The sequence below is a fragment of the Caballeronia sp. GAWG1-5s-s genome (genome assembly GCF_023631445.1).
GTDB lineage: Bacteria > Pseudomonadota > Gammaproteobacteria > Burkholderiales > Burkholderiaceae > Caballeronia.
Genome location: NZ_JALQDC010000006.1, coordinates 77,028 through 90,175, shown reverse-complemented (window position 1 = coordinate 90,175; position 13,148 = coordinate 77,028). Strand labels below are relative to the sequence as shown.

At 63.2% G+C, this 13,148-nt stretch carries 12 protein-coding genes and 2 tRNA genes; 6 read left to right on the top strand and 8 right to left on the bottom strand.

The features are described from left to right. Positions 1-25 precede the first annotated feature (25 nt). Positions 26-442, top strand: a complete 417-nt coding sequence (locus tag NCR34_RS08370) for a transposase (RefSeq protein WP_250499567.1) — start codon at positions 26-28, stop codon at positions 440-442. Positions 443-518: 76 nt separating this feature from the next. On the opposite strand, the gene NCR34_RS08365 is transcribed toward NCR34_RS08370, so the two are convergent. The 7 genes from NCR34_RS08365 to NCR34_RS08335 all read right to left on the bottom strand — a co-directional run bounded on the left by NCR34_RS08365 (position 519) and on the right by NCR34_RS08335 (position 6,061). Beyond that, on the bottom strand, positions 519-968 hold the full coding sequence (locus NCR34_RS08365; RefSeq protein WP_250499566.1) for a DUF2147 domain-containing protein: 450 nt from the start codon (positions 966-968) through the stop codon (positions 519-521). Positions 969-1,076: 108 nt separating this feature from the next. Then, entirely contained in the window at positions 1,077-1,865 is a 789-nt protein-coding gene (gene surE, locus NCR34_RS08360) for a 5'/3'-nucleotidase SurE (protein WP_250499565.1), read from the bottom strand. A gap of 71 nt (positions 1,866-1,936) precedes the next feature. Continuing rightward, the gene (locus NCR34_RS08355) at positions 1,937-2,176 is read right to left on the bottom strand and encodes a hypothetical protein (RefSeq protein ID WP_175940487.1); all 240 of its coding nucleotides are present in this window, start codon (positions 2,174-2,176) and stop codon (positions 1,937-1,939) included. Between the two features lie 168 nt (positions 2,177-2,344). Then, positions 2,345-3,226, bottom strand: coding sequence for a DUF1571 domain-containing protein (locus tag NCR34_RS08350; RefSeq protein WP_250499564.1), 882 nt, complete (start codon positions 3,224-3,226; stop codon positions 2,345-2,347). A gap of 1,014 nt (positions 3,227-4,240) precedes the next feature. Continuing rightward, positions 4,241-5,461, bottom strand: coding sequence for an MFS transporter (locus NCR34_RS08345; RefSeq protein WP_248319978.1), 1,221 nt, complete (start codon positions 5,459-5,461; stop codon positions 4,241-4,243). 291 nt (positions 5,462-5,752) lie between these two features. Continuing rightward, a tRNA-Leu gene (locus NCR34_RS08340) sits at positions 5,753-5,839 on the bottom strand. Positions 5,840-5,974: 135 nt separating this feature from the next. After that, positions 5,975-6,061, bottom strand: a tRNA-Leu gene (locus NCR34_RS08335). A 255-nt stretch (positions 6,062-6,316) separates the two neighbouring features. Between NCR34_RS08335 and rnr the strand changes: the two genes are divergently transcribed. The 5 genes from rnr (at position 6,317) to rpiA (ending at position 11,646) form a co-directional block, all read left to right on the top strand. Continuing rightward, positions 6,317-8,785: a ribonuclease R gene (rnr, locus tag NCR34_RS08330; protein WP_250499563.1), complete on the top strand. Its 2,469-nt coding sequence runs from the start codon at positions 6,317-6,319 to the stop codon at positions 8,783-8,785. 96 nt (positions 8,786-8,881) lie between these two features. Then, positions 8,882-9,625 (top strand): 23S rRNA (guanosine(2251)-2'-O)-methyltransferase RlmB, encoded by a 744-nt coding sequence (gene rlmB, locus NCR34_RS08325; protein ID WP_175940483.1) that lies wholly within the window; start codon positions 8,882-8,884, stop codon positions 9,623-9,625. A 10-nt stretch (positions 9,626-9,635) separates the two neighbouring features. Then, positions 9,636-10,460: an N-acetylmuramoyl-L-alanine amidase gene (locus tag NCR34_RS08320; RefSeq protein WP_250499562.1), complete on the top strand. Its 825-nt coding sequence runs from the start codon at positions 9,636-9,638 to the stop codon at positions 10,458-10,460. 24 nt (positions 10,461-10,484) lie between these two features. After that, a complete protein-coding gene (locus NCR34_RS08315) occupies positions 10,485-10,880 on the top strand; it encodes a SirB2 family protein (protein WP_250499561.1) in 396 nt (131 codons plus the stop codon). Between the two features lie 79 nt (positions 10,881-10,959). Further along, on the top strand, positions 10,960-11,646 hold the full coding sequence (gene rpiA / locus NCR34_RS08310; RefSeq protein WP_248319974.1) for a ribose-5-phosphate isomerase RpiA: 687 nt from the start codon (positions 10,960-10,962) through the stop codon (positions 11,644-11,646). Positions 11,647-11,723: 77 nt separating this feature from the next. Here rpiA and NCR34_RS08305 read toward each other — a convergent pair whose 3' ends face one another. Continuing rightward, positions 11,724-13,124 carry an undecaprenyl-phosphate glucose phosphotransferase gene (locus NCR34_RS08305; protein ID WP_250499590.1) on the bottom strand — a complete coding sequence of 467 codons (1,401 nt, stop codon included), beginning with the start codon at positions 13,122-13,124 and terminating at the stop codon, positions 11,724-11,726. Between the last annotated feature and the right edge of the window lie 24 nt (positions 13,125-13,148).

Sequence of the window (13,148 nt, the reverse complement as noted above, 5' to 3'; positions counted from 1 at the left end):
TCAGCAGTTAATTGGAGAGAATGCCGTGAAACCCTACCGCGATATGTCCGACGAAGAATGGCAGATGGTCGCGCCGCTGCTTCCGGAATTGCGTCCGCGCTCGGAGTTGCGCGGCCGTCCTCTGGCCAACACGCGCGCCGTGCTGAACGGCGTGCTGTGGGTCATGTATAGCGGCGCGTCGTGGTCCACGCTGCCGCGCAAATACCCGTCGTATCAGACGTGCCATCGGCGCTTCAAGGCGTGGCATGAATCGGGCGTGTTGCTGCGCGTGATGACGCAGCTCTTCGGCCCCGCCGGTGAATCGTTATACGGGCTCATGACTTCGCGCATGCGCGTGCCGGCCGAATTGCCGGTTGCGACACCGGAAGCCTTGGAGCCGATGCGCGCCATTGCGGCGACGCGCTCGCCGCAGGACGACGAGCCGGTTCGTCACGCAGCCTGACCTGCACGCTGAACAAATAAATACGGGCGGAAGACACGCAGTCTTCCGCCCGTATTTATTTGCGAAGCAGGAAGTGCTACTGCTGCCGCACCCAAGTTTGTGAGCGCCCGAGCAGCGACACGCCGATATAACCGCGCACCACCAGCTTCTGCCCGCCGTCTTCCAGCTTCATCTTGCACTTGTACAGCTTGCCGTTTTCCGGGTCCAGAATCTGGCCGCCTTCCCACGTATCGCCGTTCTGCTTCATGCCCGTGATGATGGTCATGCCTTTGACCAGTTCATCCTTCCGGTCGTCGGTGCACGCGGTGCAGCGCCGCTCCGGGTGATCGAATTCGCCGATGCCGCGCACCACCTTGCCGGAGAGCTGTCCGCTACCGTCGTCGATGATCTGGATGATCGCCTTCGGCTTGCCGGTGGCATCATCGATGGTTTGCCAGGTGCCTGCGGGCGACGACGTCTGCGCGAACGCGCCCGCCGCCGACACGGCGATAAGCGCGCCAGCCGCGATGCGGACCAGGTGCTTCATAGTGCCTCCTTGTTTTTGTGATCGTGGCGCCCGGAGCCCTTGCCGGACGCGTTGCCGACGCAGCATACGAGAAACCGTCCGTCGCGTCTGGGAGGAAAGGCTCTAGGCTCACGCGCCGCCGCGCAGACCGGCTTCGAGCGTGGCGAACGTGCGCGAATCGGTGCGATCGAAATGCAGCGGCGTCACCGAGATGCGCTTGCTCGCGACCACGGCGGTCTCGCTGTCGGGCGCGTTCTCGCGCTGACCGCGCTGGAATCTCAGCCAAAAGTAGTCGATGCCGCGCGGATCGGTCTCATCGACCACGTCGATGCCTTCCACGAGCCCGACGCCCTGTCGCGTCACGGTGAGGGGACCGGCCGCGGACGCATCGCAGTCCGGGAAGTTGACGTTGAGACAGGTCGGCGCGTCGTGCGAGATGGCCAGCAATTGACGGATCACGCTGGGCGCGAGCGCGCGCGCCGTATCCCAGCGCACGCTCTCACGGTCGGAGAACGTCTGACTGAGCGCAATGGAGGGAAGGCCGAGCAGAAGGCCCGTCATCGCCGCGCCGACGGTGCCCGAGAACATCGTCTCGACGCCGAGGTTCGCGCCGCGATTGATGCCCGACAGCACGAGCGTCGGCGGCGCGTCTTTCATGAGATGGCGCGCGGCCATCACGACGCAATCGCCGGGCGTGCCCTGAACGCCGAAGCGCCGCTCGCCCTGACGCGAGATGCGCAGCGGCGAATGCAGGCTGATGGAGTGCGAAGTACCGCTCTGATCGTGCTCGGGCGCGACGACCCAGACTTCGTGCGCGAGCTCTGCGGCGACGGCTTCGAGCACGGCCAGGCCGGGCGCGTCGATGCCGTCGTCGTTGGTCAGCAGCACACGTTGAACGATGGGTTCCATGGCGGGCATCGCGAATCACTCCTCGGTCGGTTAGGAAGGTCGACCGATTATTACAGAGATCGCGACGGGAAGAAGGGCGCTTACCTGACGCCCAAGCCGCGCAGCACGGCGTTGCCGTCTTCGGTGAGGCGCACCTTGGGACCGTCCGCGCCGGGCGAGACAATTTCCACGTAGCCGTATTCCTGCAGCGAGGTCACATCGGGCGGCGCGGCCATCGCGTCGATCGGCGCGTGCATCAGCAAGAGCAGCGTGGCGATCTCGTGATGACTCAAGAGCCGTTTGATGGCTCGCACGGGAGCCGAAGCAGAGCGGAGGTTCATGCGAACTCCTTGGTTTACATGACGATTCGCGCCGCGGACAAAGCGGCGTCGTGGATGTCGATGATGAAGTGCGGCAAGCGTATCGGCCGAAACTTAGGCGAGACTTAAACGCTGCACGTCGGCTGGGATGCGCGTGTTACAGCGTGTGTCACGCAGTCAGCGCGCGCTTCAGAAGCGATAGTCGGGGTTGCGCGGATCGAAGGTCAGGCCGTCGAACGGCTTTGGCTCGATGTGCTCGAAGACGACGCTTTCGAACACTTTGCCTTCGTTGTCGAACGATTCGACCGCGCGGATGAGCGGCGCTCCGAGATCGAGGTCGATCACTTCGCGCTTCGCATAGAAGTCGGGCTGCCCGGCCGGCGCGACATACGTCAACGCGACGACGCGCACGCCATTGACGGTCGCCACCGCGATATCCGACGGCTGCGTGATGTCGGCGTCGGCGAACTTCTTGCCTTCGTCGATAAACCGCTGCGTCACGGCATCGATGCCGAGTTCGCGGATCGAATGGTTCGATTGCGCGCGGGCGAGCGGTCCGTTCAGCGATGTCCACATCGACACCACACCGAGCAAGCCGCCGGCATGGCCGTAGAGTTCGCCCGGGCGCTTGGACTCGTCGTAGATGACTTCCTGGCCCGCATGGGCGCCATCGGGCAGCCATCTGGCGTAGATGCGCAGCGGCTCGCGCGTGACGCGCACGAGCATGTGGTCGGGCCGCTTCGGCCATTTTCCGCCGATGCGCTCGCGTCGGAGGATCGTGAATTCGCACGACGCATAGCGGACCAAGCCGTCGCGCAGATAGCGCGGCAGCGTCGCGGGATCGAGCGCGCGGAAGAGGGCGACGAGTTCGTCGTCGCTGAGGCGCGCGAGCGTGCCGTCGGCGGCGGCGCGTGCGAGCCATTGGGCTTGTTGGTCGGCAGTCTGGGTGGCGATTTCGTTGACCGCCGGCTGCGGAGTCGCTCGGGCGGGGGCCGGGCTAGCGGTAATCGCCGCTGATAGCGCGCACGCGAGCGTCGAGTAGAGGAGGCGACGGACGTGCGCTTGCGTCATGACTTGTCTTCCCGTTTGACGGTGCCGAAGTGGTCAGGTGTAAACGAGAGACGCGGATTGTTCTTCCATCTTGCGAAGCGATGTCGTTGGGCGCAGTGGGTAGGTTCGATCAGGACCGCGACTCGCTCGACGAGGCGAGGCTGGGTGGGACGCCCCTTGGCACGGTGCAAGCCGACGCCCTATTTAGTATCTGAGCCGCGTCCCGGAGGACTGGTGAACCGCAGTCAACTATCCATCGCGAGACGAACCGACGACTCTTAGTGAAAATAGGAGTAATCGTATGGGCTAAATGTCACGCGGCCAGTTAAAAATGAGGTTGCTGTCGACTTTCGCGCGGCGCAAAGCCGGCAGCAGAGAAAAAACGAATTACCTGTAGCAGTATGTATGAATGGGCGCTGTGGTTGGGTCGGCCGATGACCCCCGCAGCGCGAATCGCAACCTCCGGCTCCTGGGTAGCAATTCGCTACCGCCACTTTGGTAGGACAGGAGCATATCGAATGCGCAAAAAGAATGAACAACCGACTAAGCTAAACCTTCATTGTCATTTTGGAGAAGCTGGTTTCAGAGATCACGTTCTCTTTGAGTCGACGCTTTACACATTTCTGGACACTGGTGGGAGGCACTGTTATAAAACCAAGAGGCTTACTTCGCGAGAACGGGCAATTCTTGCCAACGCGATCATTTCGAGCTCCGGCCGGGTCATCAAAGATTCTGACGGCCGTCTTCGTTCTTTCGTTAGATTTCAGATATTAATCTTGACCCACGGCGGAGCATCCGCAAGCAAAGTAGCTCAGCTTTTCGATGTCTCAGAAACGTCAGTTCGAACGCTCGTTAAGAAGTTGAGCATAATTGGGGGGAAACGCAGCGTTCGAGTCCCGGTTGACGTTTTCCGCTTTCTAGCTCGCTAGCTTCTGCGCGACGACCAAGCCGAAGTGCATCTTCTTGCGCTTCGGCTTGGAACGGGTCAATCCGAAGGGGCCTCATGCATGCGCGGGGTTCCGCACGCCCCAAGCCCTATCCCGTCGCCCCTACTTCCTCCGCCGACCGCGTCATATCGATCCCCCTGCGCTCCCGGCTAAAGAAAATCAACGCCGCAATGACCACCGCAACCGTACCCGCGACGATCGCCATCGCCATGCCGTAGTTGTTTCCATGCGAAGTGGCAATCGACGCCTGCATCGTCGCATTGATTGCGGCCAACAGATTGCCGAGTTGATACACGAGCCCAGGAAAAGTGGCGCGAATCTCATCGGGCGATATCTCGTTCAAATGCACCGGAATAACGCCCCACGCGCCTTGCACTGAGATCTGCATCAGAAACGCGCCGATCGCCAGCGCAACGGGAGTCACCGAAAACGCCCACAGATAAAGCACCGGCAACGCAATCAGTGCAGCGATAAAAATGGTCACGCGCCGCCCGATTCGCTCCGACAACGACCCGAAAAACAATCCGCCGACAATCGCGCCGATATTCAGCACGATGGTAATGATGGACACCGTATGCGGATCGAAGTGATGCTGTTCGCGTAGAAACGTCGGATAAAGATCCTGTGTGCCGTGCGAAAAGAAATTGAATGCGGTCATCAGAACGATCGCATAGAGGGAGAGCGTCCAGTTCTGTTTGAGCGTCGCGAGCAGGCCGGGACGCTTGCGCTTTTCCATCGCTCGCCATGCGGGAGATTCGGGCACATGCGCGCGAACGTAAAGCACGAGCAGCGCAGGCGCCACGCCGACGAAAAACATGCCGCGCCAGCCGACGAACTGATACAGCACGCCGAATACGATCGACGCGAGCAGATAACCGCTCGGATAGCCGGCTTGCAGCAAGCCGGAAACGAAGCCGCGCGCCTTGGGCGGCACGGTTTCCATCGTCAGCGCAGAGCCGACGCCCCATTCACCGCCCATCGCGATGCCGAAAAGCGAGCGCAAGATGAGAAGCGTCGTCAGGTTGGGCGAGAGGCCGGAGAGCAATTCCAGCAACGAATAACACGCGATATTGACCATCAGCGTCGGACGGCGGCCGAACTTGTCCGCGAGCCGGCCGAAAATCAGCGCGCCGATAGGGCGCATGGCGAGCGTGAGCGTAATGGCAAAGGCGACTTCGGGAATCTTCGTGTTGAATTCCGCGGCAATATCCTTCAGGACGAAGACCATCAGGAAGAAATCGAATGCGTCCAGCGTCCAGCCGAGATAAGCGGCAATCGTTACGTTTCTTTGTTCTCGCGTCCAACTCATCGCCTCGGTCTCCGAATCAGTATTGATCGATTGATATGCAATGCGATTGCACGCGGCGGTCATGAGGCCACGCGGGCAGGACGAGTGTACGCCGCCGTTCAAGAGCGTGCTGATCGTTACTGATGGAGAAAAGACGATAACGCGGCCGATCCATTCATTTCGCTTTAATCCGAGTCAGACGTCGAATAAAAACGAAAGCAAAGCGAAGACGCTCATAAGCAGAAAAATGGCGCGCGGAAAACAAAAAGCCCCACGTGCATATGCGTGGGGCTCTTCGCGAGAAAGGGACCTTGGTGCCCAGGAGAGGACTCGAACCTCCACGGTGTTGCCACCGCTAGGACCTGAACCTAGTGCGTCTACCAATTCCGCCACCTGGGCCAAGGGGTACAGCGAGCCCGCTATTTTAGCGGGAAGCCGAGCCGTGTCAACTGCGCTTCACGACCGGCAGGAGCCGAAAAGCACGGTCTCCGCATAAAAAGAAAACGCCACCCGAAGGTGGCGTTTCCTGACATCTGGTGCCCAAGAGAGGACTCGAACCTCCACGGTGTTGCCACCGCTAGGACCTGAACCTAGTGCGTCTACCAATTCCGCCACCTGGGCAAGGGTGCGTTGCTGCGTATTTCTTTGTCTGCGTCAGCAGCAAAGAACGCCATTATAGCGACTCGTGAGCCGCTGTCAAGCGTTTCATCGCCGGTCGCGGCGGGGCCAGCGTTTGCTGCACTGGCAACGAGCAAGCGCCGGCCGGGCGGTCAGTGCGCACAATAGGCAGTGTTAGAATGATTTCAACGATTGCCGCTCGACTAACGGCAAAACACGGCGAAAGTCCAGTCCAACGAGAAGAACTCTATTAAGCCCTTGAGCAAATATCCGTATCCGATTCCCAGCCGCGAAGAGATTCTCGGCGTGCTGCGCACGAGCGAAACGCCTCACTCCGCGAACGACATCGCCGAGGCCCTGTCGATCAAGCGCCAGGAGCGCGAAGGATTTTTCAAGCGACTGGCGGCCATGGAACGCGACGGGCAAATCCGGCTCGACAAGCGCGGCCATTATCAGCTCACGCATCCGTCGAACTTCGTCGCGGGGCGCGTGCAGGGTCATCGCGACGGCTTCGGTTTTCTGATCCGCGATGACGGCCAGGACGATCTCTTCCTGCCCAACGGCGAAATGCAGAAGGTCATGCACAACGACCGCGTGCTCGCGCGCATCGTCGGCTATGACCGGCGCGGGCGGCCCGAAGGCCATATCGTCGAAGTCACCGACCGCGCGAACAAGCGCATCATCGGGCGGCTCGTGAATGAAAACGGCGCGCTGATTCTCGTGCCGGAAGACAAGCGCATCGGCCACGACATTCTCATCACGCAGAACCCGAAGAAGGCGAAAGTCGGGCAGGTCGTGTCCGTCGATCTGACGGACTTTCCGAGCCGCCATTCGCAGCCGCTCGGACGCGTGGTGGAAGTCATCGGCGATATTGACGATCCCGGCATGGAAATCGAGATCGCGGTGCGCAAGTACGGCGTGCCGCATCAGTTCAGCGACGCCGCGCTCGCCGCAGCCGCCAAGCTGCCCGACGAAGTGCGGCCGGTGGACATCCGGCATCGCGTGGATTTGCGCGACGTGCCGCTCGTCACGATCGACGGCGAAGACGCCCGCGACTTCGACGACGCCGTGTATTGCGAGCCCGTCGCCGTCGGCCGCGGACAAGGCTTCCGCCTGCTCGTGGCGATCGCCGACGTGTCGCATTACGTGCGTCCGAACGAGCCGCTCGACGTCGACGCGCTGGACCGGAGCACGTCGGTGTACTTCCCGCGGCGCGTGATCCCGATGCTGCCCGAGAAGCTCTCGAACGGGCTGTGCTCGCTGAATCCGGACGTCGACCGCTGCGTGCTCGTGTGCGACATGGTCATCACCGCGCGCGGCGAGATCAAGGCGTACCAGTTCTATCCGGGCGTGATGCACTCGGCGGCGCGGCTCACCTACACCGAAGTCGCGGCGGTGCTCGCGAACACCAAGGGCCCGGAAGCCGCGCGGCGCGCGGAACTGGTGCCGCAGTTGCAGAACCTTTACGGCGTCTTCAAGGCGCTGCACGCGGCGCGCCAGAAGCGCGGCGCGATCGACTTCGACACGACGGAGACGTATATCGTCGTGAACTCGCAGGGCAAGATCGAGCAGATTCTGCCGCGGCATCGCAACGACGCGCATCGGCTGATCGAAGAGTGCATGCTCGCGGCCAACGTCTGCGCGGCGGACTTTTTGAAGCGCAACAAGCATCCGGGCCTGTACCGCGTGCACGCGGGGCCGACCGAGGAAAAGCTCGAGAATCTTCGGCAGTTTCTGCGCGGCGTCGGCCTGACGCTGACGGGCGGCGACAAGCCGCACGCGAGCGACTACGCGGCGCTGATCGCGCAGATCCGCGACCGGCCGGATGCGCAGATGCTTCAGTCGATGGTCCTGCGCTCGATGCAGCAGGCCGTCTACAGCCCGGACAACATCGGTCACTTCGGGCTCGCGTATGAGGCGTACGCGCATTTCACGAGCCCGATTCGCCGCTACCCCGACCTGCTCACGCATCGCGCCATTTACGCGATTCTGCAGGGCAAGAAATACGTGCCGGATATCGGCCATGACGTTTCGCTGAGCACGGGCTTGACGAAAGCCGCGCGCGAAATGCAACTGGCCGACGACAGCGCGCGCAGCCGGTCGCGCAACAGCGTCGCGGTGTGGGAAGAACTCGGCCTGCATTGCTCGTCGAACGAGCGTCGCGCCGACGAAGCGTCACGCGACGTCGAAGCCTGGCTCAAGTGCTATTTCATGCGCGACAAGCTCGGCGAGGAATACGGCGGCATGGTGAACGGCGTGACGTCGTTCGGCATCTTCGTGCAGCTGGATTCGCTCTTTATCGAAGGGCTCGTGCATGTGACGGAACTCGGCTCGGACTACTTCCAGTACGACGAGATCAAGAACGAGCTGCGCGGCGAGCGCACCGGCATCCGCTACCGGATGACCGACCGCGTGCGCGTGCAGGTGGGCCGCGTGGATCTCGATGCGCGCAAGATCGACTTCCGTCTGGTGCGCGACACGCCGGTGAAGCCGTCGCCGCGTTCGTCGTCGGGCACGGCCGATCACAGCGCCTCGGGCGCGAATGGCGCAACGGGTCCGCGCATTCGTCCGCTGAACGACGATGCGCCAAGCACGCGTCAGCGCGGCGGCACGAAGAAGGGCGCGTCGCCGGCGGCGCGCGGCGGCGCGGCGAAGAAACGCGGAGGGACGTCCAACTCGGCGTCGAAGTCGTCGGCGCAGGGGCGGCCGGCGCGCAAGAAACGCTAGCCGGCGCTCATCGCGTCAACGAATACGCGCGGTCCGGTGCGCTTTGCGCCGGGCCGCGTCGTGCTTTTCATGGTTATCACGAAGGTCGAATCAGTCATGTCACGTCTCAAGGTTCTTTACGGTTTCCACGCGGTGACGGCGCGCGTGCGGGCGGATGCCTCGTCTATCGAGGAAGTGTTGTACGACCCCACGCGCAAGGACCGGCGCATGCAGGACTTTCTGCGTGCCGCGAAGGACGCGGGCGTGCGCCTGATCGCCGCTGACGAAGGGCGTTTGTGGGGCCTCGCGGGCAATATCCAGCATCAGGGCGTCGTGGCCCGCGCGCACGACTTGCCGCTCGCGCAGAACCTCGCCGAACTGCTCGATGGCATTTCGGGAACGCCGTTGCTGCTCGTGCTCGATGGCGTCACCGACCCGCATAATCTCGGCGCATGCCTGCGCGTTGCGGACGCGGCGGGCGCGCATGCGGTCATCGCGCCGCGCGATCGTTCGGCGGGCCTCAACGCGACCGCCGCGAAAGTGGCGAGCGGCGCGGCCGAAAGCGTGCCGTACATCACGGTGACGAACCTGGCGCGCGCCCTGCGCGAACTGAAGGATGCCGGCGTCTGGGTGATCGGCACGGCGGGCGAAGCGACGGCGAGCGTCTACGAGACGAAGCTCGACGGCCCGGTGGCCATCGTCGTGGGCGCGGAAGGCGAGGGCATGCGCCGCCTCACGCGCGAGACGTGCGACGAGATCATGCATATTCCGATGGCGGGTGCGGTGGAGAGCCTCAATGTGTCGGTGGCGAGCGGGGTGTGCCTGTTCGAGGCCGTGCGGCAAAGGATGGTGAAGAAGTAAGGTGTTTCGCATGCTTCGCCTCGTCTGTCTCGCGCTCGCCTGCGCTCTCGTCACCGCCTGCACCCCCACCATGCAAAACCGCGGCACCTACATCGCCGACACGCAACACCACGCGAAAAACGCCGATTCGCGCGTACGTTTCCTCGTCATGCACTACACGGAAATCGACGAAGCGCGCTCGCTCGCCGTCCTCACGGGCGATGAGGTCAGCGTCCACTACGTCGTGCCGGACGCGCCGCGCATCGAGAACGGCGAGCCGGTCGTCTACCAGCTCGTGCCCGAGGACAAGCGCGCGTGGCATGCCGGCCAGAGCTACTGGCAGGGCGCGACGGAGCTGAACGCGTCGTCGATCGGCATCGAGAACGTCAACCTCGGACCGATCGATACCCCGGCCGGCCGAACCTGGCAGCCGTATCCTCCTGCGCAGGTCGATGCGCTCGTGAAGCTCTCGCGCGACATCGTCGAGCGTTACGGCATTCCGCCGACGCGCGTGGTCGGCCATAGCGACATCGCTCCGCAGCGCAAGATTGACCCCGGTCCGCTCTTTCCGTGGCGCACGCTGTACGAGGCGGGCATCGGCGCATGGCCCGACGACGCGACCGTGGCCGCGCATCTCGCCGGCCGCGATCCCAAGGCGCCGTGCGACGTGCGCGCGTTGCAGGAAAAGCTGAAGCGCTACGGCTACGACGTCGCCACCGACGGCGTGCTCGACGAGAGGACGCGCCGCGTCTTCGGCGCGTTCCAGATGCACTTCCGGCCGTCGGACTACGCGGGCGATGCCGATGCGCAAACAGACGCCATCGCGCAAGCCTTGCTGGACAAGTACTTCCCCTGACCGTTGCGTTAGACAAAAGAAGAAATGGGCGACTACTTCCTGCCGCTACGCGCGCTCCACATGACGTGCGCGGGCCTGAGCATCGCGGGCTTCGTCGTGCGCTGGATCTGGATGCTGACGGACTCGCGCTTACTCGCCGCCCGTGCGAGCAAGATCGTGCCGCATATCGTCGATACGCTCCTGCTCGCGAGCGCGATTGCGCTCGTCGCGATCATCGGCTTTGGGCCGAACGCGGCGTGGCTGGGCGCGAAGATCGCGGGCCTCGTCGTCTACATCGTGCTCGGCACCTTCGCCCTCAAGCGCGGCCGGACGAAGGGCGCACGCGCCGTCTTCGGCGTGCTGGCGATCATCGTGTTCGCGTTTATCGCGTCCGTCGCGCGCACGCACGATCCGCTCGGATTCCTGCGCAGCATCCTCTGACCCCACGCGCAAAAAGCGCGGGAAGGCGGCGCGCGCTCCGATAAAATCGCGTTTTCCCCTCACGCGCAGCACCATTTCCATGACTCAGGACGAACTCAAGCAGCGCGTCGGCCAGGCCGCGGCCGACTATGTGAACGCGCACGTGCCCGAAGGCTCGATCATCGGCGTCGGCACCGGATCGACGGCCAATTGCTTCATCGACGCGCTGGCCGCCTCGAAAGGCCGTTATCGCGGCGCCGTATCGAGTTCGCTCGCGACGACGGCGCGGCTCGAATCGCACGGCTTCAAGGTGTTCGACCTGAACGACGTGGACACGCTGCCGGTGTATGTCGACGGCGCCGACGAGATCGACGCGAGCGGCGCGATGATCAAAGGCGGCGGCGGGGCGCTCACGCGCGAGAAGATCGTGGCGTCGGTGGCGGAGGTGTTCGTCTGTATCGCGGATGCGAGCAAGCGCGTCGACGTGATGGGCACGTTCCCGCTGCCCATCGAAGTCGTGCCGATGGCGCGCACCGCGATCGGCCGCAAGGTCACCGCGCTCGGCGGCGTGCCGATCGTGCGCGTGACGCAGGACGGCATGCCGTTCATCACGGACAACGGCAACGAAATCATCGACGTGAAGGGGCTCTCCATCACGGACCCGCGCGGACTCGAAGCGCAGATCAACGCGTGGCCGGGCGTGGTGACGGTGGGTCTTTTCGCGGCGCGCGGCGCGGACCTGTGCCTGCTCGGCACGGAGCAGGGCGTCGAGCGCATCGACTACTGAAGCGCCTCGCCACAAGCACAATGGGCCCGGCAAACGGAGTCGCCGGGCCCGTTTTCGTTGCATGCAGCGCTCAACGCTTAGTATGCGTTTCGTCCGATGAAGCCCTTGAACAGCGTCATCGCGACGATCTTGATGTCGAACCAGAACGACCAGTTGTGAATGTAGAACAGGTCGAATTTCACGCGGTTCTGCATCTTCTCGACCTTCTCGGTCGCGCCGCGATAGCCGTTCACCTGCGCCCAGCCGGTAATGCCCGGCTTGATGCGATAGCGGAACATGTAGCCGTAGACGAGATCCTTGTACAGATCGTCGTGTTCGATCGCATGCGGACGCGGCCCGACCACCGACATGTCGCCGAACAGCACGTTGATGAACTGCGGCAGTTCGTCGAGGCTCGTGCGGCGCAGGAACGCGCCGATCTTCGTCACGCGCGGGTCGTTGCGCGTCGCCTGGGTCACGTGACCCTTGGTCTCGCGGTGCACGGCCATCGAACGGAACTTGTAGATCTTGAACGGCCGTCCGTCCGCGCCCTTGCGGTTCTGCGTGAAGAAGACCGGCCCTTCCGATGTCGCCTTGATCGCGATCGCAATGGAAATCATGATCGGCGAAAGCGCGAGCAGCGCGGCCGCGGCAAAGCAGCGGTCGAACAGCAGCTTCGGCCACATCTGCAAGGTGCTGACAGGCGAGGTCGTCAGGTTGATGGTCGCGAGCCCCGCGACGTCGGTCATCGAATGATTGAAGAGCGAGATGCTGCGCGTGTCCGGAATCAGCCGCAGATTCACGAAGTCGTGCCGCAGCGCATGCACGAAGCGATAGATCGTGTGTTCCTGCGAAAGCGGCAGCGCGAGCCACACTTCGTTGATGTCCTCGGCGCGCACTTTCTCGACGAGTTCGTCGAAGTCGTTGAGCACCGGCAGGCGCATGGACGCGCCGGGCCGGCTGCCGACGCCGCTCGCATGCAGCTCTTCGTCGCCCGTCGTGTCGAGCAGACATACGGGCGTGAAGCCTTGCTCGGGCGTGCTCGACAGATGGGCGAGCAGCGTGCGCGCGAAGCCCTGCGCGCCGACGATCGCCACCGTGCGCTGATTGAAGCCGCGGCCGCGCATGATTCGCAGGCTCGCGTACACCACGCATTTCGCGAGCACGATGAGCGCGCCGGAGATGAGCGTCGAATACGCGAACCAGAGCCGCGACACGGCGTCCATGCGATGCAGCGTGAAGGCAAGCAGAAGCGCCGCAGCGGCCACCGTCATCCAGGCGAGCGTGACGCGCGCCAGCATCATCGGAAGCGGCTTGCCGCGCCAGGCTTCGTACACCCCGAACGTCGGAAACAACAGCAATGCCAGCACGCTATTGAATGCGATCAGGAGCTTCTCGATATCGCTGAATTCGAGCGAGGAAAAGCGCATGGAATGCGCGATCACCCCGCCCGCGATAACGAAGAACACGTCCAGACAGCGCGCCGTCCAGCCGAACATATCGTGACTTTTATTGTGCATCCG

Coding starts and splice junctions, on each gene's coding strand:
- NCR34_RS08365 (WP_250499566.1), bottom strand. CDS start 968: ATGAAGCACCTGGTCCGCATCGCGGCTGGCGCGCTTATCGCCGTGTCG.
- surE (WP_250499565.1), bottom strand. CDS start 1,865: ATGCCCGCCATGGAACCCATCGTTCAACGTGTGCTGCTGACCAACGAC.
- NCR34_RS08355 (WP_175940487.1), bottom strand. CDS start 2,176: ATGAACCTCCGCTCTGCTTCGGCTCCCGTGCGAGCCATCAAACGGCTC.
- NCR34_RS08350 (WP_250499564.1), bottom strand. CDS start 3,226: ATGACGCAAGCGCACGTCCGTCGCCTCCTCTACTCGACGCTCGCGTGC.
- NCR34_RS08345 (WP_248319978.1), bottom strand. CDS start 5,461: ATGAGTTGGACGCGAGAACAAAGAAACGTAACGATTGCCGCTTATCTC.
- rlmB (WP_175940483.1), top strand. CDS start 8,882: ATGTCACGTCTCAAGGTTCTTTACGGTTTCCACGCGGTGACGGCGCGC.
- NCR34_RS08320 (WP_250499562.1), top strand. CDS start 9,636: ATGCTTCGCCTCGTCTGTCTCGCGCTCGCCTGCGCTCTCGTCACCGCC.
- NCR34_RS08315 (WP_250499561.1), top strand. CDS start 10,485: ATGGGCGACTACTTCCTGCCGCTACGCGCGCTCCACATGACGTGCGCG.
- rpiA (WP_248319974.1), top strand. CDS start 10,960: ATGACTCAGGACGAACTCAAGCAGCGCGTCGGCCAGGCCGCGGCCGAC.
- NCR34_RS08305 (WP_250499590.1), bottom strand. CDS start 13,124: ATGTTCGGCTGGACGGCGCGCTGTCTGGACGTGTTCTTCGTTATCGCG.